This window comes from Sporomusa acidovorans (assembly GCF_900101845.1).
GTDB lineage: Bacteria > Bacillota > Negativicutes > Sporomusales > Sporomusaceae > Sporomusa > Sporomusa acidovorans.
In genome coordinates this window covers 1-23,515 of the sequence record NZ_FNAM01000031.1, presented here as the reverse complement: position 1 = coordinate 23,515, position 23,515 = coordinate 1, and the positions used below count along the sequence as shown (strand labels likewise).

The 23,515-nt window shown below is 44.9% G+C and carries 21 protein-coding genes and 9 tRNA genes; 3 read left to right on the top strand and 27 right to left on the bottom strand.

Annotated elements, in window-relative coordinates:
• Nucleotides 1–301 precede the first annotated feature (301 nt).
• The 14 genes from BLR65_RS18950 to BLR65_RS18890 all read right to left on the bottom strand — a co-directional run bounded on the left by BLR65_RS18950 (nucleotide 302) and on the right by BLR65_RS18890 (nucleotide 8,863).
• Complete coding sequence (locus BLR65_RS18950; RefSeq protein ID WP_093795742.1) at nucleotides 302–511, bottom strand: CopZ family metallochaperone; 210 nt, start codon at nucleotides 509–511, stop codon at nucleotides 302–304.
• 95 nt (nucleotides 512–606) lie between these two features.
• Nucleotides 607–3,024, bottom strand: coding sequence for a heavy metal translocating P-type ATPase (locus BLR65_RS18945; RefSeq protein WP_093795741.1), 2,418 nt, complete (start codon nucleotides 3,022–3,024; stop codon nucleotides 607–609).
• A gap of 33 nt (nucleotides 3,025–3,057) precedes the next feature.
• A complete protein-coding gene (locus tag BLR65_RS18940; protein ID WP_093795740.1) occupies nucleotides 3,058–3,327 on the bottom strand; it encodes a metal-sensitive transcriptional regulator in 270 nt (89 codons plus the stop codon).
• 306 nt (nucleotides 3,328–3,633) lie between these two features.
• Nucleotides 3,634–4,092 carry a hypothetical protein gene (locus BLR65_RS18935; RefSeq protein ID WP_093795739.1) on the bottom strand — a complete coding sequence of 153 codons (459 nt, stop codon included), beginning with the start codon at nucleotides 4,090–4,092 and terminating at the stop codon, nucleotides 3,634–3,636.
• Nucleotides 4,093–4,348: 256 nt separating this feature from the next.
• Nucleotides 4,349–5,398, bottom strand: a complete 1,050-nt coding sequence (locus tag BLR65_RS18930) for a LysM peptidoglycan-binding domain-containing protein (RefSeq protein WP_093795738.1) — start codon at nucleotides 5,396–5,398, stop codon at nucleotides 4,349–4,351.
• 133 nt (nucleotides 5,399–5,531) lie between these two features.
• Complete coding sequence (locus BLR65_RS18925) at nucleotides 5,532–6,080, bottom strand: DUF362 domain-containing protein (RefSeq protein ID WP_093795737.1); 549 nt, start codon at nucleotides 6,078–6,080, stop codon at nucleotides 5,532–5,534.
• Between the two features lie 247 nt (nucleotides 6,081–6,327).
• Nucleotides 6,328–6,477 (bottom strand): hypothetical protein, encoded by a 150-nt coding sequence (locus BLR65_RS29910; RefSeq protein ID WP_169716745.1) that lies wholly within the window; start codon nucleotides 6,475–6,477, stop codon nucleotides 6,328–6,330.
• Nucleotides 6,478–6,852: 375 nt separating this feature from the next.
• A tRNA-Leu gene (locus tag BLR65_RS18920) sits at nucleotides 6,853–6,941 on the bottom strand.
• Nucleotides 6,942–6,985: 44 nt separating this feature from the next.
• Nucleotides 6,986–7,060, bottom strand: a tRNA-Cys gene (locus tag BLR65_RS18915).
• 7 nt (nucleotides 7,061–7,067) lie between these two features.
• A tRNA-Gly gene (locus BLR65_RS18910) sits at nucleotides 7,068–7,142 on the bottom strand.
• Between the two features lie 80 nt (nucleotides 7,143–7,222).
• Nucleotides 7,223–7,298: transfer RNA gene (locus BLR65_RS18905), tRNA-Phe, on the bottom strand.
• Nucleotides 7,299–7,507: 209 nt separating this feature from the next.
• Nucleotides 7,508–7,584, bottom strand: a tRNA-Asp gene (locus tag BLR65_RS18900).
• Nucleotides 7,585–7,797: 213 nt separating this feature from the next.
• Nucleotides 7,798–8,160, bottom strand: coding sequence for a response regulator (locus tag BLR65_RS18895; RefSeq protein WP_093795736.1), 363 nt, complete (start codon nucleotides 8,158–8,160; stop codon nucleotides 7,798–7,800).
• A gap of 37 nt (nucleotides 8,161–8,197) precedes the next feature.
• Nucleotides 8,198–8,863, bottom strand: coding sequence for a hypothetical protein (locus tag BLR65_RS18890; protein ID WP_093795735.1), 666 nt, complete (start codon nucleotides 8,861–8,863; stop codon nucleotides 8,198–8,200).
• Between the two features lie 149 nt (nucleotides 8,864–9,012).
• Here BLR65_RS18890 and BLR65_RS18885 point away from each other — a divergent pair, with 149 nt between their 5' ends.
• The 3 genes from BLR65_RS18885 to BLR65_RS18875 are packed head-to-tail and all read left to right on the top strand — an operon-like array spanning nucleotide 9,013 to nucleotide 11,690.
• Nucleotides 9,013–10,089, top strand: coding sequence for an ABC transporter substrate-binding protein (locus tag BLR65_RS18885; protein WP_093795734.1), 1,077 nt, complete (start codon nucleotides 9,013–9,015; stop codon nucleotides 10,087–10,089).
• A 29-nt stretch (nucleotides 10,090–10,118) separates the two neighbouring features.
• Complete coding sequence (locus BLR65_RS18880) at nucleotides 10,119–10,865, top strand: ABC transporter permease (RefSeq protein WP_245692924.1); 747 nt, start codon at nucleotides 10,119–10,121, stop codon at nucleotides 10,863–10,865.
• Nucleotides 10,866–10,889: 24 nt separating this feature from the next.
• Nucleotides 10,890–11,690 (top strand): ABC transporter ATP-binding protein, encoded by an 801-nt coding sequence (locus BLR65_RS18875; protein WP_093795732.1) that lies wholly within the window; start codon nucleotides 10,890–10,892, stop codon nucleotides 11,688–11,690.
• Nucleotides 11,691–11,730: 40 nt separating this feature from the next.
• On the opposite strand, the gene BLR65_RS18870 is transcribed toward BLR65_RS18875, so the two are convergent.
• From BLR65_RS18870 to BLR65_RS18810, 13 genes are all read right to left on the bottom strand, one after another.
• A tRNA-Trp gene (locus BLR65_RS18870) sits at nucleotides 11,731–11,806 on the bottom strand.
• A gap of 982 nt (nucleotides 11,807–12,788) precedes the next feature.
• A tRNA-Trp gene (locus BLR65_RS18865) sits at nucleotides 12,789–12,864 on the bottom strand.
• A 3-nt stretch (nucleotides 12,865–12,867) separates the two neighbouring features.
• Nucleotides 12,868–12,942 (bottom strand) — tRNA-Gly (locus tag BLR65_RS18860).
• Between the two features lie 74 nt (nucleotides 12,943–13,016).
• Nucleotides 13,017–13,093 (bottom strand) — tRNA-Asp (locus tag BLR65_RS18855).
• A 277-nt stretch (nucleotides 13,094–13,370) separates the two neighbouring features.
• A complete protein-coding gene (pyrE, locus tag BLR65_RS18850) occupies nucleotides 13,371–13,943 on the bottom strand; it encodes an orotate phosphoribosyltransferase (protein WP_093795731.1) in 573 nt (190 codons plus the stop codon).
• Nucleotides 13,943–14,662 carry an orotidine-5'-phosphate decarboxylase gene (gene pyrF, locus BLR65_RS18845; protein ID WP_093795730.1) on the bottom strand — a complete coding sequence of 240 codons (720 nt, stop codon included), beginning with the start codon at nucleotides 14,660–14,662 and terminating at the stop codon, nucleotides 13,943–13,945. Before pyrF ends, pyrE begins: the two co-directional genes overlap by 1 nt.
• A 28-nt stretch (nucleotides 14,663–14,690) precedes the next feature.
• Nucleotides 14,691–15,617 (bottom strand): dihydroorotate dehydrogenase, encoded by a 927-nt coding sequence (locus tag BLR65_RS18840; protein WP_093795729.1) that lies wholly within the window; start codon nucleotides 15,615–15,617, stop codon nucleotides 14,691–14,693.
• A complete protein-coding gene (locus BLR65_RS18835) occupies nucleotides 15,611–16,396 on the bottom strand; it encodes a dihydroorotate dehydrogenase electron transfer subunit (protein ID WP_342741400.1) in 786 nt (261 codons plus the stop codon). Before BLR65_RS18835 ends, BLR65_RS18840 begins: the two co-directional genes overlap by 7 nt.
• Nucleotides 16,371–19,592, bottom strand: a complete 3,222-nt coding sequence (carB, locus tag BLR65_RS18830; protein ID WP_093795727.1) for a carbamoyl-phosphate synthase large subunit — start codon at nucleotides 19,590–19,592, stop codon at nucleotides 16,371–16,373. The genes BLR65_RS18835 and carB overlap by 26 nt, the downstream gene beginning before the upstream one ends.
• A 2-nt stretch (nucleotides 19,593–19,594) precedes the next feature.
• Nucleotides 19,595–20,659 carry a glutamine-hydrolyzing carbamoyl-phosphate synthase small subunit gene (carA, locus tag BLR65_RS18825; RefSeq protein WP_093795726.1) on the bottom strand — a complete coding sequence of 355 codons (1,065 nt, stop codon included), beginning with the start codon at nucleotides 20,657–20,659 and terminating at the stop codon, nucleotides 19,595–19,597.
• On the bottom strand, nucleotides 20,656–21,945 hold the full coding sequence (locus BLR65_RS18820; protein WP_093795725.1) for a dihydroorotase: 1,290 nt from the start codon (nucleotides 21,943–21,945) through the stop codon (nucleotides 20,656–20,658). Before BLR65_RS18820 ends, carA begins: the two co-directional genes overlap by 4 nt.
• The gene (locus tag BLR65_RS18815) at nucleotides 21,929–22,885 is read right to left on the bottom strand and encodes an aspartate carbamoyltransferase catalytic subunit (RefSeq protein ID WP_093795724.1); all 957 of its coding nucleotides are present in this window, start codon (nucleotides 22,883–22,885) and stop codon (nucleotides 21,929–21,931) included. Before BLR65_RS18815 ends, BLR65_RS18820 begins: the two co-directional genes overlap by 17 nt.
• A gap of 322 nt (nucleotides 22,886–23,207) precedes the next feature.
• Nucleotides 23,208–23,426, bottom strand: coding sequence for an N-acetylmuramoyl-L-alanine amidase family protein (locus tag BLR65_RS18810; protein ID WP_093795723.1), 219 nt, complete (start codon nucleotides 23,424–23,426; stop codon nucleotides 23,208–23,210).
• Nucleotides 23,427–23,515 lie beyond the last annotated feature (89 nt).

Sequence of the window (23,515 nt, the reverse complement as noted above, 5' to 3'; positions counted from 1 at the left end):
TCAGTCCGCATTTCTGCCAGGTTCCCAGCATCCCCGGCTCTCTGTGAGTGCGTAACTGATTTAATTTCCCTATCATCAGTTTACTTATTAAATATGTACAGTATATAGTTATATTTAAGCACAGCCTATGTATATTTGTCAATACACAATGTTTTAAGTCCACGGGCCACGTATTTTTCTACTGCTTACTTAACAATTCCTTGGTAAAGGCAATTAATTTATTGGTTACCGTCACATCCCCCATGGCTAATATATGGAATCCGTTCACATAACGATAAATGTGCCGGATAAACTCAATTCTCTAGTCTACAACATCAAAACCGACGTCTTCCACCGCTTTTGCAAGTGCCTCCCGTTTGGCATTACCAACTACAACGGCTTGCTTTTTATCTAGGTCGACGCTGGCGCTGACAACACCGGCAACAGCCTGGAGAGCCTTCTCAACACTCATCTTGCAATGCCCGCAGGACATACCCTCAATTTTTAATATTGTCTCCGTTGCCTGACTCATACGAACAACTCCTTTTAGTTTTTATTATTTGCTATTAATTTCTTAAAAAACAACAATTTTTCTAATTTTATCCTTCAGCTTATTCACCTCCCCGTTCAATATGGATTAAACCGCTTTAACCTCAGTGCATTTGTAACTACCGATACTGAACTGAAAGCCATAGCTGCACCAGCTAATACGGGTGACAAATAGCCCGCAGCCGCAATAGGTATTCCTACTGAATTATAGATGAGTGCCCAGAATAAATTCTGCTTAATATTACGCATAGTTGCCTTACTCAAACGGATGGCAGCCACGATGCCGGTCAGATCCCCCCGCATTAAAGTAATATCTGCCGCTTCCATCGCAACGTCAGTACCTGTGCCAATCGCAAACCCCACATCCGCGGTAGCGAGTGCCGGGGCATCATTAATGCCATCGCCAACCATTGCGACAATCTTACCCTCACTCTTAAGATATTCTACTTTTTCCGCTTTGTTTTCCGGGAGGACCTCTGCCATCACATTCGTTATCCCGACAGTTCGGGCAATTGCCTGTGCGGTGCGGCTGTTATCACCAGTAATCATCCATACTTCAATTCCCATAGCTTGTAGTTCTGCTACAGCCTGCGCCGAATGTTCCTTTACCGTGTCCGCTACGGCAAATAAGCCTCCTAGTTTGTTTGCTACCGCCAAAAGCATAACGGTCTTTCCCTGAAGTTCCATTTGCTCGATTTGTGCCACAAGACCGGTAAACTCAATATTATTTTCTTGCATAAGCTTGCGAGTGCCGACTAGGACGGTTTTTCCTGCGAAAGCGACTTTCACCCCCTGCCCCGGGATAGCGGTAAAAGACTCCGGATCTTGCGGTTGCACACCTTGTAATTTACCGTAATCAACAATTGCCTGCGCCAAGGGATGTTCGGAGTTCTTTTCGGCACTGACTGCCAAGCGCAGCAATTCCGCTGCCGGCAAATCGCCAAGCGGTATCACATCGGTAACTTCCGGCTGCCCCTTGGTAATTGTGCCTGTTTTATCTAAAACAATGGCTGTCAGTTTATGTGCATTTTCTAAGTGCTCAGCCCCTTTTATCAAAATGCCATGTTCCGCGCCTTTACCTGTGCCCACCATTATGGAAGTAGGCGTTGCCAGTCCGAGCGCACAGGGGCAGGCAATAACCAATACGGCTGTAAAGTTAATCAATGCCCGTGAAAAATTTCCCGTATCCAAAAGGAAATACCACAGGCCAAAGGTTATTACCGAAAGCCCCACAACAGTTGGTACAAAGTAACCCGAAACTACATCGGCAAAACGCTGGATCGGCGCTTTCGATCCCTGCGCTTCTTCGACAATACGCACAATTTGCGCCAATGCCGTGTCTTTGCCAACTTTGGCAGCTTCAAATTTAAATGTACCTAGCTTATTAATTGTGGCGCCAACCACCTGGTCTCCCACTTTTTTGTCAACGGGCAGGCTCTCACCGGTAAGCATAGACTCATCCACGGTTGATGTCCCGTCAACAATTACTCCGTCAACAGGAATTTTTTCACCAGGCCGCACTACTACGACATCTCCCACCAGCACAGATTCAACGGCAATGTCAACTTCCTGGCCGTTACGCAAAACCCTGGCTGTCTTAGCCTGCAGCCCCATAAGCGCTTTTATCGCCTCAGAGGTTCGTCCTTTGGCCGTAGCCTCCAGCAGCTTGCCCAGAATAATTAACGTAATTAGGATTGCAGAGGTCTCAAAATATAAATCCGGCGACCGGCGAATGACATTGGCAATACTGTAAAAATATGCCGAAGACGTGCCGAGTGCGACCAGTACATCCATGTTGGCACTGCCGTTTTTAAGTGTTAAATATGCCCCTCTGTAAAACTGCCAGCCGGCGATAAACTGAACCGGAGTAGCCAATCCTAATTGAACATAAGGGTTCATCAACAGGTCACTAACCGTACCCATAATTCCCAGCATATGCAAAACCATCGCCAGCAACAGCGGCAAAGAAAATGCGGCAGCAATGCCTAACCGCAAGCGTTGTCTGGTTACTTCGGCTTCGCGTGCCTGTTTTTCCTGGTCTACTTCAGCTTTATCTGTTAAATCCAGAACACCAAAACCAATATTCTCAATTCTATTTTTAATGTCCTTCAGTTCTATTGCCCCTGCATAATACTCAACCGAAGCTTTCTCGACAGCCAGGTTGACAACGGCGCTTGCCACCCCCGGCAGTTTGTTTAATACCCGTTCGATACGGCCCGAACACGCGGCACAGGTCATGCCGGTAATTTTTAAATCCACTTTATCCTTAATCACCTGATAACCTAAATTTTCAATTTTGCCGGCTAGCTCGTTAAGGCCAAGCTGAGCACGGTCATACGTGACGGAAGCCTTTTCCGTAGCAAGATTAACGGTTGCCTTGTCCACTCCCGGCAGCTTGGATAGTACCCGTTCTATCCTACTGGCACAGGCGGCACAAGTCATCCCGTTTATTTTTAAAAGAATTGTTTCCTGAAACGTTTTATTGACTTCGCCCATATCCTGCCACTCCTTTACCTTTTTTCTATCGTCCTATTTGCTGAATTTAGATAAAACACCCATTAATTCATCGACAGCCTCTTCCGTACGGTTTTCTTTTATGGCATTAACTACGCAGCTTTTTGTATGGCTTTCAATTATAATTAGTGCAACCTGATTAAGGGCAGCCCGCGCAGCCATGATTTGCTGCAAAATATCAACACAGTACCGGCCTTCCTCAACCATTTTTTCTATGCCGCTGATCTGCCCGCCGGTCCGCCGTAATCTTTTTTTTATATCGATTTTTTCACGTTCATTTAACATGCAATTCCTCCTGTTACTATACCCCCGTATAGTATATATAATAGAACTAAACTAAGCTGCCGTCAATACCTGTTTCGTATTCTCTTAAATAAACAACAACTATATAGTATAACCGGAGCAAAAAAATCTATTTTAACAACCAGCCAGTTCTTGCGATTTGCTGTCATTAGCTTTGAAATGTTGTAGTAAATAAAAAAGGCTTAAAACCAAGATAAAATTTGGTTTAAGCCATCAAACATTTAGTGTAATATTCGTAGATAACTCAAATAGTTGTCTGTACGGTCTTCTCAGTTAACGAATCAGCAGCTAAATACTTTTTAGCAGTTGAGCCAAAACCTGATACTTTGCATCACGGAACACCTGATCATAATCAACAATATACCATTCACCATCTACTTTTTCGAGACCAACCGGTTTGAATACAATACCAAGAGAATTTTGCTCCTGCTGCAAAGTGGCAACAGCTGCGGCATAGTTACCTTGTTGGGCTACCTGTCTGACTGAGAGAAGGTTAGCATTTTTTATCGTAGCAGTACTCTGCCCTGTGACATATTTTAAAACTGTCTTCATATCACCCTTAGATGTTTCCGAAACATAAAGCGCTGCTTCATTCATTCGATTTCCCTTTGCCGCGTCGAAGAAGCTATGTACTACTTCTTCCGGAGACAGACCTGGCTGGCGTTTAAGTTCCGAACCACCACCGCAACCTGCTGCAACGACTAAAGTTACAAGCAGTACCATAATTAAAATTATTTTGTTTTTCATCGTCTGTTCATGTCCACTCCTTCTAATATTATGGTAACAAGATACATTTGTATTATAACATGTCGTACATTTATTTTATAGATTATCTGTCTTGAAATTACTGCCAACGCAGTTGGTTGTTGGCAGCTAGTCAGCATTCCTTCTTATACAAGGCCCACTTACTTAAAGCGGTCATTACATTTGAAATCACAACCGTACCTTAAAAGTACGGTTGCAATTTCATTTTTATTACATAATATATTTACGAATTGGTCATCTACTGTTGAGAATTGTTGTGCCCGATAGGTACTTCGCCATTAATCATATCTACAACGTGTTTTTCCATATTAGATTTTATTTGCTGTGCCTTATCAGCAGAGATCCTTCCTTCTTTTACTCCTTGATCAATACGCTGACTCATCTCATCAATCACGAGTTTCTTAAGAGTTTGTTCTGACACGCCATGTTCTTTTGCTACAGTTACCAGAGATTTGCCTGATTGCAGCTCCGTTCTTAAACTTTCTTTATCCATTTTCAACAATGCCAGCAGCTTTGTGTCATTAAACAAGCCGCGCCCCATCGGCCCATAACCAGGCATTGGTGCAGTACTGTTAATCATGGTTTTAATATGTTTCTCCATATTCGCTTTCATTTGCCCTGCTTGTGATTCCTGAATACGTCCGGCCTTTACACCCTCATCAATGCGGTTAGTGATTTGTTGCGTCAAGAAATTTGCAAGCTCTTGTTCAGATACATTATGCTCTTTAGCAATAGTCAGCAATGACTTGCCGGCTTTCCTTTCAGCCTTGAAACTTTCATCCTCCATTTTTAGTAGATCCAGTAGTTTGGCGTGATCAAACATAGCCGGTCTCATGGGCCCATGACCATACATAAAGCCTTTACCATTAATCATATCATCTACACGTTTCTCAATATTGGCTTTAGCCTGCGCCGCTTTATCCTCTGTCAACCTACCTGCTTTCACCGCGGCATCAATACGGTTTGTCATTTCTTCAGTCAAAAAGCCTTTTAGTGCTTGTTCTGATATTCCTTGTTCATCAGCAATCTGCACTAATGTCTTGCCTGCCTTTACTTTATCAGCAAAAGTTTGCTCATTTATTTTCAGGAAGTCCAGTAAGGCCTTATTTATATGATGGAACCCTTTCACGCCGTCCCGGGGTCCGAATTCGCCCCTGGTCACTGTAACCTGCTGCCGATTTCCATTGGTATTATCTTGTTTATCCGGAGTAGCGGCCATCACTAAGCCGTTTGCTGTCATCATTGTCGCCACACTAATTGCTACTAACCATGCTCTTTTTTTACTCATTGCAGATCATCCTTTTCTTTACATTTAGCTCGAGGCTATGAGTGTATTATGAACTACAACTTTTTGAATAACTTTTGAAAATAATAGAAAAGGAAATTTGTTTTTAAACGTCTCTCCCCCCATTTTGGTCATATCAATCAGCAAATAACAGCCTGTGCAACCAATTTTTTTTAATATCAATAGCCTTCGCCGGACATAATTCATGACAGCAAAAACAACTGATACACTTATCCAGAGCGGGCACAGGTTTTCCGGAACTCATATCGATAATGCCGGCAGGGCAACCGCGCTGACAATCGCCGCAGGAAATACATCTGCCATAATTAAATACCGGCCTCGCCCGCAGGGTATTTGCTAAAACGTCTGCTGCGCATGCCGGCAAAACCCCGGCTAATAAGTTTTCATGCAAAGAAGCAGGCAGTTTAAATGGCGGCATCCGGATATCCTCCAACTGTATACCCTGTATCATCTTGAAATGATATTCTGCCTTTATAAGTCCGGGTATCACACCAAATAAATTCTTAACCGCTCCCGTATAGACCATCATACCATGCGTTTTTAGTTTTGCCGCTGATACAACAAAGTCGACATCCCGGATTATTTTAATGACTTGTATATGTTTTATTTTTTTAGCCTTCTCAAGTACGATATGCTCAGCAGAAATATCATAATTTAACTTCATTACTACGGTAAAACTCCTGCAGAAATTCACGTATGATTGACAGGAGTCTTCCTTTCACCACCACGTCTTATTTATCAAATCGTCCTTACATAAAAAAGGTTTTTACATTTACACAAATTCTTTTCACACTGAGGCCGAGGAAGTTTGCGCCAGACAACAAAAATAACATACTATTATATATAATCTTCTGTTCACGCTATAGTACAACAATAGCCGCCTAAGCTAGGCGGCTATTTTAAATATCTGTCTATAACGTCCCCCAAAAGACATTCATGACTAAATTATCTTTTCTTTGAACTTCTTTTTCAAACTCCTCCAAAAGTTTTGGCAGCTCATCAAGCAGTTTCTGAAATTCTGTATCCGACATCGTAAAGTTAATTTTATTAGCGTTCTTCATGATAACCACCTTCCTTTAAAATAAAATAAGCGAGCTGCATTTATGCATCCTCGCATTTGATAATATTATTATATATTATTCTGATAATTTTGTCTATATGTTTTTTGTTTATTAATATTATTTCTCAATAAACCAGCTACTGGCGTCACACAACAAATAAACTTGCTTCCCGGCAATTTGGCATGTGTAGTGCATACCCTCGAACGTTTAAAACGTTATCAATCGTAAATTTTCGGACATCTTCCCAGTGCCAAAAACAAAGGCCTAATCCTTTCCTTTGTGTCGTGGTAATCTCTAGTCCGTGAAGTTATCGGGGCTTGATAAAAGAAAAACCTGGACAAAGTCCAGGCAATGTTGTAGATAGTTTTGTAGAATTGGTGCCGAGGACCGGAATCGAACCGGTACGGGTATTTCTACCCGCGGGATTTTAAGTCCCGTGCGTCTGCCAGTTCCGCCACCCCGGCATAAATATAAATTAAAACCATTAGTTAAACGGCTTTATTTTTTGTGGAGGCGGCACCCAGATTTGAACTGGGGGATAAAGGTTTTGCAGACCTCTGCCTTACCACTTGGCTATGCCGCCACAACTATGGAGCGGAAAACGAGATTCGAACTCGCGACCCTCGCCTTGGCAAGGCGATGCTCTACCACTGAGCTACTTCCGCATATTCGACTTTCAAGTTTCAACATTAGACGTTCGATTTTCGCTATCGAAGATCGCATGTCAAACGTCCAAGGTCGAGAATGGTGCCTCAGGACAGAATCGAACTGTCGACACGAGGATTTTCAGTCCTCTGCTCTACCGACTGAGCTACCGAGGCATATACAGCTGTCTATAAACGCCCATCTGCGTTGTTGCTCCTGCGATCCGTTGCTCAACGTACTCCCGTGTACGCCTCCGCTACGGTTCTCGTCGCGACCCGTACAAAATGCGTTTGGCCTATCTATGACAAGCTAGAACGTTGTATGACATATTGAACACAGGACGCTGCATCTGGGCATTTCTAGCCACCCGCAGGAGCTAAGGAAATGGCGACCCTGAACGGATTTGAACCGTCGATCTCCGCCGTGACAGGGCGGCATGTTAGACCGCTACACCACAGGGCCACATTTAATTGCATTACTTAGTATATAATAGCCCCCAAATAAAGTCAATAGCACAAAATTACCTTTATTTTGAAACTTTGCAACGAAAATTATTATATCTTACTCTGATGAATGCGTCAAGTATTTTTACCTCAACAGGCAATCAACTTTTTGGAAATTGGCAAGATCACCACCGGCACAAATTAACTCTTCCCTCTTAAGGGAAAATTGCGGTTATCCCGCTAAAACTTTATTTATCGTTTCCTCAACCTGTTCCGGGTCAAACGGCTTAACGATAAAACTGGATGCACCGGCTTTGATTGCATCGGAAATAATACTGCGCTGGCCTATGGCCGTTACCATAATAATCCGAGCTAACGGGTCCTCCTCATGAATGTGTTTAACTGCCTGAATTCCATCCATTACCGGCATGGTAATATCCATAGTGACCAAGTCAGGTGTAAACTGCCGATAAAGTTGAACTGCTTGTTTGCCATCCCCTGCTTCGGCAACAACCTCATGGCCAAGGTCCGTTATCATTTTTTTTAACATCATACGCATAAATGCAGAATCATCACATATTAAAATTCTTGACATCAAAATACCTCCCAGTTGCTACTTACTATTCGCCCAGTTACGATTTCAGTTTTAACCGCAAACCTTCCAGTGTATGAATTAAATGTTCGCCTAGTTTTGTTTCAAGCTCAGTTAGTGTTTTAGAATCAAAATCTGATGTCATAATCGGAATCCGTCTAAGTCGGATTTCGCCAAAAAATTCATCGCGAAAGATATTATAGTTTATTGTCAGATTACTTTCTGTGGCAAAATCACTATAATCTATTATAACATAAGATCCGTTCAAACCTTTAAATGGTTTTTCTGGGCTAACAAAAAGTGTAAAATCACCGACCTTATCTGGCAGCTCTGTGCGGTAGGGCCATTCAAGCACCTTTTTCTGGGTAAATTGCGCACACAAAGAAGCAGGATCAAAATATGCTAATTGCCGCAATGTTTTTTCCATTCGCTCTGTCAAAACCTTTTCAAAAAACGCGAAGTCAGGAGTAATAAAGCTTATATCACAAAATTCTGTCAGGCCAATCACTATACGAACCAAAAAATCCTTAGTTGCCTCATCATACATCACGTTAAAACTTCGTCTAGCCTGTTGATGATTATACGTAAAAATACGGTATTGCGAACCGCAAGTAATAAACTCATTAATTAAGGTAAACCCATGAATTTCTGTCGGAATTTTTTTTAAAAACTCCCATTGTTTTACTTGTTCAATAACTTTTTCCATAAGACGACCCTTTCTGCTATCTTCTTTGATTTATATTCTTGAGCCGCTAAAAAAAACCTGCCTGCAAAGTAACCAAATATTGAGCTTTGAATAATATGAAGTAGCTTCTACGATAAGAGAAAATCCCAAAATAACAAGGAGGGAACATCATGGTAAAGCGTTTCGGAGGGCTGGTGGCAATCCTGCTCCTAGTTACCTTTCTCATTACTGCCTGTGGTCAGGCCCCTGCACCGCAATCCACTTCATCCAAAGGACCGGCTTGGGCTCCCGGTTTGACAACCCTGCCTCAGGAAACAGTCGTTAAAGTCGGCATGAAACAAGTGATTTCCGATGCCGGAGTCTTGATTGGTATGGCTAAAGGGTATTACCAGGATGTCGGCATTAAGGTTGAACCCATTCAGTTTAATTCCGGTCAAGAAATGATTAATCAACTGGCAGCAGGGCAATTAGACGTCGGTGCCACCGTAACAGCCTCCGGGCTGTTAAATGCAATGTCCCGCGACATCCCTATTAAAATGGTTGCCGATAAAGGAATCAATGTACCCGGACAAGGCTATTACCGCCTTGTCATAAGAAAAGACCTTGTCGATAGCATCCGAGATTTTGCCGACTTGCGCGGCAAAAGAATCGCAGTTGTCGGTACAGCCTCACTGGATGAAATATGTCTGGCCAGGGTGTTGGCCAAAGGCGGCTTAACAACCAAGGATATTGACATGCAGGTTATCCGGGCATTTCCTGACATGCTTGTTTCGCTGGGAAATAAAAGCATCGATGCGGCCATGGTTATCGAACCTTTTGTCACCCAGGGGATGGCAAAAGGTATAATCGATCCTTGGAAAGATCCGTCAGAATATGATCCCGACGCCCAAATTGCGTTGTTGGTTTATGGCACCAGCATGACTACCCGGCCAGATGTCGCTAACCGCTTTATGACGGCTTACGTAAAATCTATGCGCGACTACAATGATGCTTTTTTTAAAAATAAAAACAAAGCTGAAGTCATTGAAATATTATGTAAATACTCAGTAGTTAAGGAACCAAGCCTTTATGAAAAAATGTTTCCCACCGGTTTAAATCCTGACGGCTATCTACGGCTAAAAGGTATCGAGGCTGATTTAGCCTGGTACAAAGAAAATAATTTGCTGAAGTCAGATATAAACCTGGAAGATACTGTTGATAACCAATATGTCGATTTTGCCATAAAAACATTAGGAAAATATCAATAAGGCGATTGTGGCCCTAGGAGTTGATGTCTATGAAAACGGTTATTTCTATTCTTTCACCAGTAATTTTGCTCTTACTTTGGGAAGCCGCTGCCCGTTTAGGCATTGTTGATACCCGCCTGCTCTCAAGTCCTTGGCTGATCTTACAATCATTTTTTCCACTGCTCATTCACGGCGATCTTGCTTATAACACCGGGGTAAGCGTTTTACGGGTTATCTGGGGTTTTCTCGCCGGTGCCGTTCCAGGGATTCTTCTAGGGCTGAGCATGGGGCTTTCGCCGTTTATCCGCTCGGCCGTGGAACCTATGATTGCGGCTACATACCCGATTCCCAAATTAGCTATTATGCCACTCATTCTGCTGATCTTCGGGCTGGGGGAAACCTCCAAAATATTTACCATCGCTATTGGCGTATTTTATCTTGTGGTCATCAATACCATGGCGGGGGTGCTAAATATTGACAAAATTTATTTGGAAGTAGCTAAAAATTTTGGTGCCAGTCGTAAAGACTTCTATCTCACGGTAGCTCTTCCAGGTGCCCTGCCCATGATTTTTGCCGGACTTAAACTCGGTATGGGTATGGCATTGATTCTGATTGTCGCCGCCGAAATGTCGGCTGCCAAAGCTGGCGTAGGTTGGATGATTTGGCGAGCCTATGACATGTTTGATATTGAGCAAATGTTTGCCGCACTGATTACCCTATCCGTGCTTGGCTATATCTTCGCCCTTGTGCTTGACTGGCTGGAGCGTCTGGTACTTCCCTGGAAACAAGCCAGTTAGGAACTAACTAAAGGAGGTGTGGCTATGCCTTATGACAACACCAGCATTGTCTTAAAAAATGTTGAAAAAAAATTTATTACCAATCGCGGTCAAATTACCGCTTTAGCTAATATCAATATTTCTATTGGTGATGGTGAATTTTTTTCTATTGTCGGCCCCAGCGGTTGTGGCAAAACTACCCTGCTTCGCATTCTCGCCGGCTTAGATACGGCCTCAGGCGGCAGTGTTGATATTCAAATTACGTCAGACGGACGTCCGGTAAATTCTTTAGTATTCCAGGAACAATCTGTTTTTCCCTGGATGACGGTGATCGATAATGTTGCTTACGGTTTAAAACTTCGAGGAATTTCAAAAAAAGAACGCTATCAAATTGCCGAAAAATACATTCGTATGATTGGCCTTAGTAAATTTGCCAAAGCCTACCCTCACCAGCTTTCCGGTGGTATGAAGCAGCGGGTAAGTGTTGCCCGGGCGTTTGCCAATGATCCCGAAATCCTGCTGATGGATGAGCCTTTCGGTGCCCTTGATGAACAGAACAGAATTCTTTTACAACAAGAATTACTACGTATCTGGGAATTAAGTAAAAAAACCACTGTCTTCATTACACATAGCATTGACGAAGCCCTCTGTCTAAGTGATCGCATTCTGATTATGACCGCCCATCCCGGCACCGTGAAGTCAATCATTGACATTGACCTTCCCCGCCCCCGCGACATTGCCTCAATTAGAACGACTATGCACTATAACGAACTATTTAGAACCATTTGGTTGACTCTGCGGGAGGAAGTATTAAAAGGTAAGAAAATGGAATTAGCCGAGAATTAAATAAAAAATCACTGAGAATAAATTCTCAGTGATTTTTTTATGGCAGGGGCAGAAGGACTTGAACCCTCAACCAATGGTTTTGGAGACCACTACTCTACCAATTGAGCTATACCCCTGTATGGAGCGGAAAATGAGATTCGAACTATTGAACCCCCAGAATTCCAAAGCCTTTAGGTCAATCAGCATACCAATTTCTCGTGTCTTGTAATTATTATACCATAGGCTCAAGGTGATGTCCAAAGGTAAAAATAAGGATCCTATTACAAAAATATAAAGAACAGAAGTAAACCCATTCCCCCTTCGAAAAGTTGTATGATAGATTAACTCTCGAAAAGAAAACTATTTGTTTCTGTTCCTAATACAATTATACAGATTACTCGCTCGCTGTAAAGACAGATTATCCCATAACTTAAAATTTTTCCAAATATCTTTTTCCTTTTCCTTAAACTTGGCAACATAGAAGCAATATCCTTATCATGTCAAAATTTATCAACAAGCTAAAAAAATAGCCCCTAAATTGGGGCGTGGAAAGAGGTTTAATCTAAAAATATACTTTGAAATAGGATTATGGAGCTTTTCTCTAACTCTGCAACACAACGATAGAAAGTACTAGAATTTATTCCAAGCACTTGCATAGCTGCTCTAACCGTTCTAAAATTTCTCAAATCTTTTCTAATTATCTAAATTTCCCATATTATTTTCAACATATTGAATACTAAATTATACCAGAAAAATCGAATATTATGGAATAATCTTTTTAATTGACAATCATTATTAATTAAATTATAGTTATACATATAACAATATTGGGAGGGATACATTATGAAATTACTTTCATGGATTGTAAAGGAAATGGAAAAACGCGATAAGATGATAAAAAAAGAAACTCTCTTTAGAAACGCAAAATAATGCTGGATAACTCAATAAGTACCTCATAACCCCCAGGTCTAAGAATTTAGGCTTGGGGGTCGCTTTTTTCTTAACCGTGATAATTATTCGTATTCATCACAGGTCTTGGCAGGCATATGCAACCCCCAATAAGCTACTCTGTAAATAAAACGTAGAAAACCTCTCAACATGAGAATTCTCTACGTTTTATGGCAGGGGCAGAAGGACTTGAACCCTCAACCAATGGTTTTGGAGACCACTACTCTACCAATTGAGCTATACCCCTATATGGAGCGGAAAACGAGATTCGAACTCGCGACCCTCGCCTTGGCAAGGCGATGCTCTACCACTGAGCTACTTCCGCTTATTCGATTTTCGACCCTGGATATTCGATTTTTCGTTGTCGAATGTCATATGTCGAAAATCCAATGTCGAGAGTGGCGACCCCGAACGGATTTGAACCGTCGATCTCCGCCGTGACAGGGCGGCATGTTAGACCGCTACACCACGGGGCCGTATAACTTTGTATCACCTTGACGAGATATAATATTATCATGCTTTCAACATAATATCAATAGGCTTACGTCATTATTTTTTATATGATTCACTTTTCTCTCAGCAAATACCTCAATTTTAGCTAAATGTAGTTGGTTTCAGCAGAATTAATTTATCATTATTAATTTATCATTATTAATTTATCATTGGGGTTAACAAATCAACCTATAAACAAAAAACATAATATGGCGCAAAACTTGCGCAATTGTGCAAGCTTGCGCCTTCGCTATGTAAAAGCTACAGCTTACGGCTGCCGCGTTTGGTTATGGCTATGCCCTCTTTACAAAGCGGACAATCTTCATTCTGGTAAGTAGGGACTGTCAGATGAAGTAGCGCCTGGGAGGGAATACCGAAATCAGCCTTGCCGCCGCTGCGGTCGACCAACATACCGACGGCGACTGGAATACCGCCATGCTCACGCACAACATCAATAACCTCTTTCACCGAACCGCCGGTCGTTACAATATCTTCCACAACAAGGACACGCTGCCCTTTTTCAATGACAAAACCGCGTCTAAGCGCCATTTTCCCATTTTCACGCTCAGTAAAGATTGCACGCGTACCAAGATGTTTTCCCACTTCATGCGCTAAAATTATCCCGCCGGTAACCGGACCAACAACAAGCTCAATATTCTCGTTCTTGAAACGCTCGGCCATAGCTGCGCAGAGTTTTTCCGTATGTTTAGGGTACTGCAGTACCTGAAATTTTTCCACATATAGCGGGCTATGCAATCCGGATGTTAATAAAAAGTGGCCTTCCAAGATTGCTCCTGTCTCAATAAACAGTTGCTTAACTTCTGTTTCATTCATTATGCCTTCTTCATCTCCTCTAAAATTGCCAGCGCAGCCATGCGCGGGTCTGCTGCCGCCGTAATCGGTCTGCCGATGACTAAATAATGGGCTCCCGCCTGCAGCGCCGCCGCCGGTGTCGCAACCCGGCTTTGATCATTTAACGCCGCACCTTGCGGACGGACGCCGGGTGTTACAATTGCAAAATCCGGACCGCAGGCTTCCCGGATACGCTCAGCTTCCTGCGGCGAGGCTACGACGCCATCCAAGCCCGCTTCTTGGGCTAATTTGGCCAGGTGCACAACTTGTTCCGGAATGCTGCTGGCCGAGCGCAAAGAGGCCCATTCCGTTTCATTCATGCTTGTCAACACAGTGACAGCAATAAGCTTAGGACGGGGAATCTTAAGATCAGCAGCAGTCTCTGCCACCTTTTCAGCCGCCGCCCGCATCATGGCCGGACCGCCTGATGCCTGGACGTTGATCATAGCCACCCCCAGCCTGGTCAGAGAAGCCGCGCCTTGCGCCACAGTATTGGGGATATCATGCATTTTTAAGTCAAGAAAAACATCTTTGCCTTGTTCGCGCAAATAGGTCAGGCATTCCATCCCGACACCGTAAAAAAGCTGCATACCTACTTTATAGTAGCTTACGGCGTTTCCCAGTGTCTCCACAAGCTGCCGGACTTCTGCCATAGTCGCAAAATCAAGCGCTACAATTAGACGATCACGTATTTGTTCCATATTATTTATCGATCCTCCATCCACTGCGTTAGCCGCAGTTCACCTTGCCGATAAGCTCACCGACATGCTGCAGGCCACGTTCGGTAAGGTAGTTTTCAATCCCCTCAGCCACTTCCACAGCTACTCGGGGGTTAACAAAGTTAGCGGTGCCAACAGCCACTGTACTCGCTCCCGCTAAAATAAATTCCAGAGCATCCTCTGCCGTCATAATGCCGCCCATACCAATGACAGGCACGTTAACAGCTCTTGCCACTTGCCATACCATCCTGACTGCCACCGGCTTGACAGCCGGTCCGGACAAGCCGCCCACCGTATTGCCCAGAACAGGCCGCCAGGTGTTTATATCAATTGCCATTCCCAGCAAAGTATTAATTAGCGAAATCGCGTCTGCACCGGCAGCTTCCACCGCTTTGGCCATAAGTACAATATCAGTGACATTGGGTGATAATTTAACAATAACCGGCAAGCTTGTTTTTTTCTTGACTTGCCGTACCACTTCACCGGCACTTTCCGGACAGGTGCCAAACGCAATACCGCCTTGTTTTACGTTCGGACAGGAAATATTAAGTTCCAAACCGGCAACACCGGTCTCTTCCAGTCTGGCTGCCAGTTCACCGTATTCTTCCGCTGTGTTGCCGGAGATATTGACGATAACAGGGACTTGATAGGCAGCTAGTTTGGGCATGGTTTTGGCAATAAATTCGTCAACTCCCGGGTTTTCCAGGCCAATGCAGTTCATCATCCCCGCCGGTGTTTCGGCAATACGCCGGCCGCTATTGCCGATTTTAGGCGCCAGCGTTGTTCCCTTGACGACAATAGCGCCAATCTGGTTTAAGTCGACAAAGTCGCTATATTCCAAACCAAAGCCAAAGGTACCTGAAGCTGTCATAACCGGTGTTTTCATTTTTATACCGGCAATATTGACAGTAAGTTTTGATTCAGTTGTATTCACCATACTACCTCCCCGGCCGGGAATACCGGTCCGTCAGTGCAAACCTTGTGGCGTTTGCCGCTGGTACTGGCGCAAGTACAGGACAGACAGGCCCCGACACCACAGGCCATATAGTCTTCCAGCGATACCTGGCAAGGGACGTCATACTCGGCAGTAATCGCGGCGACACCCTTTAGCATGGCATGAGGTCCACAGGCATAGACAATATCGAACTTGTCCCGTTCGAGCAGTTCAGGCAGTAAGTCTACCGTAAAGCCCCGGTGGCCGATGCTGCCGTCATCTGATGTAATATGGAAGTTTTGACATACGCCGGCATATAGTTCAGGCCAGAACAGTTCCCGGTCATTACGCCCCCCCATTAAAACTGTGGCCGGACAGGAGCAAAAAGCTCTGGCTAAAAACAGCAAGGGAGCCAGCCCCATGCCGCCCCCTACTAACAGGGGGCGGCGGGCAGCTAAATCAAAACCATTGCCAAGCGGTCCCATACAACTTAACGTGTCGCCTGGCTTTAATTTTGTCATAAGAGCCGTTCCACGGCCCACAACACGGTAAATAAGAGTAAGCGTCCCTTGCGCCGCGTTACAATCAGCAATACTGAACGGCCGCCTAAGCAGCGGGTCAAGGGTATCGGTCAGTCGAATATGAACAAACTGGCCGGGCCGGGTAGTAGCGGCGATTTCAGGAACAACTACAACCATTTTCCATACATCCCCGGCAATAAGACTATGCTCAATGACGCGGGCAGCCGCACAGGTTTTAGTCATGCCTTGTTTCGCCTCCACTCACATAATCCTGTAATGCCAGCACATAGAGAAACTTACTTTGGTTCATGATACTCAGTACATCAAGAACAGCTTTCGCCGTATCCATGGATGTCAGACACGGTAATGAATGTTCGACAGCAGCTCTTCTGATTTTGAAGCCGTCACTATCAAAATCCCGTCCTTTGGTCAGAGTATTGATAACCATATTGATCTTACCAGCTTTAATCATTTCAATAATATGAGGCTGCTGCTCATGAAGTTTGGGTACCATGCCAACAGTTAAGCCCAGGGAGCGGAGATAATTTGCCGTACCGCTGGTGGCAATGAGTTCATAGCCCATATTGGCAAACTCCTTGGCAATTTCACCCGCTTCTGCTTTGTCCTTATCGGCCACTGTCACAAGTACAGTTCCCGTTTTCGGCACATTCATACCGGCGGCAACAATTCCTTTATATAAAGCTCGGGAATAATGGTAGTCGATCCCCATAACCTCGCCGGTGGATTTCATTTCCGGTCCAAGAGAGATATCGACCTGCTGCATTTTGGCAAAGGAGAATACCGGTACTTTTACGGCAATGTATTCTTTGGCAGGCAGCATTCCTGTGGGATAACCCATACCTTTCAACGTATCGCCAATGGCAATGCGGGTGGCCACATCCACCATCGGTACATTGGTAATTTTGCTAAGGAAAGGAATTGTCCGGCTGGAGCGGGGGTTTACCTCGATTACATAAACCTCTTCATCCACGATTACATATTGAATATTAATGAGACCCTTTACGTTAAGCCCTCTAGCCAACCGTCCGGTGTATTCAACGATAGTATCCTTGACCTTCTGGGAAAGTGTTTGCGGCGGGTATACGGCAATACTGTCGCCGGAATGCACCCCGGCCCGTTCAATATGTTCCATGATTCCGGGAATGAGGAAATCGGTGCCGTCGGCGATAGCATCAACCTCAACCTCAGTGCCTTGCATATAGCGGTCAACCAGGACCGGGTGTTCCGGTGACGCCTTAACGGCCCGTATCATATAGTCCTTGAGTTCAGCTTCGTTGTACACAATCTCCATAGCCCGACCGCCAAGTACATAAGACGGACGAACAACAACCGGGTAGCCAATACGCGCAGCAGCCTGCGGCGCCTGGGCGGCATCCGTAACGGTTTCTCCTTTAGGGCGGGGGATTCCCAGTTGACCCAGTAGTTCATCAAATCGTTCCCGGTCCTCGGCCCGGTCAATATCGTCCACACTGGTGCCGAAAACTTTAACCCCGGCGCGTGACAACGGCCCGGCCAGATTGATGGCTGTCTGGCCGCCAAACTGGACTATAACACCATCCGGTTTTTCCTTATCAATAATATTAAGCACATCTTCCGGCGTAAGCGGTTCAAAGTACAGGCGGTCGGATGTATCAAAGTCGGTGGAAACGGTCTCCGGATTATTATTGACAATGACAGATTCAATGCCCAGTTCTCTGAGCGCCCAGACCGAGTGTACTGAACAATAGTCAAATTCAATACCCTGACCAATCCGGATCGGTCCGGAACCCAGCACCATAATTTTGCGCTTATCGGTTGTAACCACTTCATCTTCCTGTGCATAGGTGGAATAGTAGTAAGGAGTAACCGCTTCAAATTCGGCGGCGCAAGTATCAACCATTTTGTAGCTTGGTACAAGCTTAGCCTGTTTACGCATTTCCCGGATTTGGTACACCGTTTTGCCGGCCAGTTCACCAATGGTCTTATCAGCAAAACCCATCTTTTTGGCTTGAAGCAGCACATCGACTGACAATTCTTTACTGATTTGCCGCTCCATTGCCACAACATTTTCAATCTTATCCAGGAAAAATTTATCAATAGCGGTTATTTTATGAATTTCATCAACGGTAACCCCGCGCCGCAGGGACTCAGCGATGACAAACGCCCGTTCATCATTGGCCAGTTTAAGTTTTTCTTTTATCTCTGCGTCACTTAGTTTGGCAAACTCGGGAATATACAGGCGATTAAGACCAATTTCCAGTGAACGTACCGCTTTTAACAGCGCCCCCTCAAAATTGCGGTCAATGGACATAACCTCGCCGGTAGCTTTCATTTGTGTCCCCAGAATCCGGTCGGCAAAACTAAACTTGTCAAATGGCCAGCGCGGGAATTTAACCACCACATAATCAAGCGCCGGTTCGAAACAGGCTTTTGTTTTGCCAGTCACAGCATTGGTAATCTCGTCTAACGTATAACCAATAGCAATCTTGGTCGCCACTTTGGCAATCGGGTAGCCGGTGGCCTTGGAAGCCAGGGCACTCGAGCGGCTAACCCGGGGGTTTACTTCAATAACAATGTAGTTATTGCTGTTCGGATCAAGGGCATACTGAACATTGCAGCCGCCTTCAATCCCCAGGGCACGGATAATTTTTAAGGATGCGCTTCTCAGCATCTGATATTCGTAGTCTGTCAGGGTTTGCGACGGGGCCACAACAATGCTGTCACCGGTATGGATACCGACAGGATCAAAATTCTCCATGTTGCAAACGGTAATACAATTGTCAGCGGCATCGCGGATAACCTCATATTCGATTTCCTTCCAGCCGGCAACACTGCGCTCAATCAGCGCCTGACCAATCAGGCTGTATTTTAGGCCCCGGTTAACGGTGTCCACAAGCTCTTCATCATTGTGGGCAATGCCGCCGCCCGTCCCCCCCAGCGTATACGCGGGACGCACAATGAGCGGATAGCCGATTTTGCGGGCAAATGCAAGTGCACTCTCAATATCCTCAACAATGGTACTGGCCGGGATAGGCTGACCGAGTTCTTCCATAGTGGCTTTAAACAATTCTCTGTCTTCGGCTTTTTTAATAGCTTCCAACTGAGTACCCAAAAGTTCTACCTGATACTTTTCCAGCACACCGCTTTCAGCCAGTTTGACCGCCAGGTTAAGACCTGCCTGACCGCCTAAGGTAGCTAACAGTCCGTCCGGACGCTCTTTGGCGATAATTTCTTCCAGGTACTCCAGCGTAAGCGGTTCAATATACACCCAATCAGCAATATGCGTATCCGTCATGATCGTCGCCGGATTGCTGTTTACCAGCACAACCTCAAAACCTTCTTCTTTCAGGGCCTGGCATGCCTGCGTACCGGCATAGTCAAATTCAGCGGCCTGGCCGATAACTATCGGGCCTGAGCCAATAACCATAATCTTCTTTAAATGTTGTTTTTTCGGCACCGTTAGTTCCCCCTTGCCTTGCTTAGTAATTTCATAAATTCTTCGAACATATAGGTGCTGTCATCCGGTCCGGGGGCTGCTTCCGGGTGATACTGCACCGAAAATACCGGCAGATGATTGTGACGCAAACCTTCAATCGTGCCATCATTAACGGCCCGGTGAGTGACCGTAACGTCCAGCTTGGCCAGCGACTGTTCTTCAATTGCATAACCATGATTTTGCGAAGTAATATAGACGCGGCCTGTAGCCAGGTCCTTAACCGGATGGTTAGAGCCGCGGTGCCCAAACTTCAGTTTGTACGTATTGCCGCCTAATGCCAAGGCCAACAGTTGATGGCCCAGACAAATGCCGAAAATCGGCCTTTGTCCAATCAGTTGGCGCACGGTGTTCACAGGAGCATCCTTGGGATCGCCGGGTCCATTGGATAGAAAGATACCATCAGGATTGACGGCTAACACTTCTTCTGCCGGTGTATCGGCCGGGAACACGGTTATATTGCAGCCGGCCTTCGCCATGGAGTTTAAAATATTGCGTTTTATGCCAAAATCCAGAACGGCCACGTGTGCACCTTCACCCGGTATCCGGTATACTTCCGGCGTAGTCACCTCTTTAACTACCTCAAGAAATGGTGGCGTGGCCAACAATTCAGTAATCTCGCTTTCGGTGGCAGTCGCCGGTACGATAATCCCTTTCATTGTGCCATGCGAACGTATCCGTCTGGTAATTGCCCTGGTGTCAACACCATATATACACGGAATATTCCTTGCTTGGAGATAGGCAACCAGAGAGTCTTCGGCCTGCCAGTTACTGGGTTTACCGCATAACTCACTGATTACAAAGCCGCGTACGAAGGATTGTCGGGCTTGTTCAAAAAGTTCAGCTACACCGTAGTTACCGATGAGCGGATAAGTCAGTGTTACAATTTGTCCGCAATAGGACGGATCAGTCAATATTTCTTGGTAACCGGTCATCCCGGTGTTGAATACTACTTCCCCAACTGCTTTAGTACCGGAAGCAAGCATCCCTTGGAAAACGCTGCCGTCTTCCAATATCAGTTTGCCAATCATTTAAGCACCTCGCCATTTTGCATAATTATACTGCCATTCACTATAGTAATTAGCGATTTACCCCTTAAATTCCTGCCTTCGAATGGAGAATGTTTGCCACGAGTATAAAATTTTATGCAGTCAACAGTCCATTTATATTCAGTATCAATAATTGTGATATCCGCTGGGGCACCGATCTGTAAACCCCCGCTTGCTAATCCCAGAATTTTGGCGGGTGCATAGGACATCTTTTCAATAACTTCCATCAATGAGAGTTTGCCGCTATGATAAAGACCTGTCAGAACAACACCAAGCGCTGTTTCCAGACCGGCAAACCCACTTGGCGCATAACGAAATTCTACGTCTTTTTCTTCGAACGCATGGGGAGCATGGTCGGTTGCAATCGCATCAATTGTTCCGTCTTTTAAGCCGGCAATCAGTGCCTCCATATGGTCAGACGAGCGTAATGGCGGATTTACTTTAAACGCCGTATTAAAAGTTCTCAATTCTTCGTCCGTCAATGTCAAATGATGAGGCGTTGCTTCCGCCGTTACCTTTACACCACGCTGCTTAGCCTGGCGGATCAGGTCAACCGCTCCCTTGCTGCTGACATGCGCAATATGGAGTGGTGCATTCGCGTATTCGGCCAGCATAATGTCCCTGGCGACCGCAATATCCTCAGCCACTGCCGGCCGTCCTTTGACACCCAGCATCGCCGATACCGCCCCTTCATGCATAAAACCTTCCCCGGCGAGTTCCTCATCTTCTGAGTGAGTAATAACCGGACGGCCAAACATGCCAGTATACTCCAATCCGGTTTTCAGCAAGCGGGTACTGTCCAGATGGCCACCGTCATCGGAAATAGCCACCGCTCCGGCTTCAATCATATCACCAATTTCGGCAAGTTCTTTTCCTTCCAGTCCTTTGCTGAGCGCACCAATAACCTTAACATTGACAGCCCCTTCTGTTTGCCCGCGCTGCAAAATTCCTGAAACTAAAATCGAGCTATCAACAGCAGGCTTGGTGTTCGGCATACAGGCAACCGTCGTAAATCCGCCTGCCGCCGCGGCCCGCGTACCTGACGCAATATCTTCCTTGGCTTCAAGCCCTGGTTCGCGCAAATGAACATGCATATCAACAAGACCGGGAGCAACAACCAAACCTGCCGCATCAATAATTTGTGCTTCCTCAGCGGCAAGATTTGGACCTATAGCAAAAATTTTGCCATTTTCGATTAAAATATCACCTGTAGTGTCCATTTTCTCTGCCGGATTTATGATCCGTCCACCTTTAATTAGCAGCTTCAATCTGAATACCTCCCATCAGTACTAAGAATAACAACGCCATTCTGACTGCCAGCCCGTTCTTAACCTGTTCTTGTATGGCAGATTGCTCACTGTAGGCAATGTCCGGCGCAATTTCAAGGCCACGGTTCATCGGGCCCGGATGCAGCAAAAGCGCATCCGGTTTGGCCAAGGCTAACCGTTTGGCATTGACGCCGAATATGCGGGCATATTCCCTGGCGGACGGAAACAAGCCTTTTTTCTGCCGCTCGCGCTGAATACGGAGTACGTTAATGACATCTGCCTGATCAAGAGCCTCTTCAATGCGGTTGTGTACCTTGACGCCGACTTGTTCAATATCCCGCGGCAATAAAGTCTGTGGTCCGGCAACATGCACTTCGGCCCCCATTTTCATTAATCCCCAGATATTGGAGCGCGCTACCCGGCTATGCAAAATATCTCCGACAATAGCTACTTTAAGGCCATCAATTTTCCTTTTATATTGCTTAATTGTAAACATATCCAGCAATCCCTGCGACGGATGCTCATGTGCACCATCACCGGCATTTATCAGTACCGGCTTCACAACATTAGCGGCATATTGCGCCGAACCTTCGGCCTCATGACGCATAACAATAATATCTACACCCATAGCTTCAACGGTAAGGAGAGTGTCACGCAGACTTTCTCCTTTGGCAACACTGCTTGAGCTTGCCGATATATTAACAACATCAGCCCCAAGATATTTACCAGCCAATTCGAACGAGGTACGTGTCCGGGTACTGTTTTCGAAAAACAAGTTGATAATAGATTTTCCCCGCAGGGTTGGCGCTTTCTTGATATCCCTGTCAATAATGTTTTTCATTTCTTTCGCCGTATCCAAAATTAAGTTGATTTCCGGCGAAGACATCGTTTCCAGACCCAGGATATCTTTTTTTCGTAACGATACTTGAGCTTTACTCATTACACACTCCCCCTTCGAATAAAAAAATAAAACTCCTTGCCAAAGAAGCGCAAGGAGTTTATCTCATGCTAAAAGCATAACCACCGACAACATCCTTGCCAACCTCTCAGGGTTAACTTAAAGGATAGTATTTGCTGTTGTTAGGTATAATAAAAGCCTTCTTGCCGTGAAAGCGCGCAAGAAGGCGTAAATATTCCTTACCGTCCCCTTGCCAGCCTCACAGAACCAGCTTAAAGGCCATATTGTTATCGCAAATTATCATAACATAATTAACCAAGGATTGTCAAGAGTGATATTTCAAAATAGTTGTCATCTTAAAACGTTAATAACGTTCAAAATATTGTTTTATGCCATTGTAAATTCCTAGTGCCACTTTTTTGTCAAAATTACGGTTTGTAAGTAATCTTTCTTCTCTGCTCTCGGTGATGAAAGCGACTTCCGTTAATACCGCCGGCATGTTTGTATTTTTAAGGACATAGAAGTCCTCCTGCTGAACACCCCGGTTATATAGATTTAATTGAGTGACTAGATTAGTCTCCATAGTTTTGCAGTCACTTTTTAATATCTAGAGCTCAGATCATTGATGTTTACTAACGTTCTGAGCATTTTTTTATTTTATTTTTTGTCATA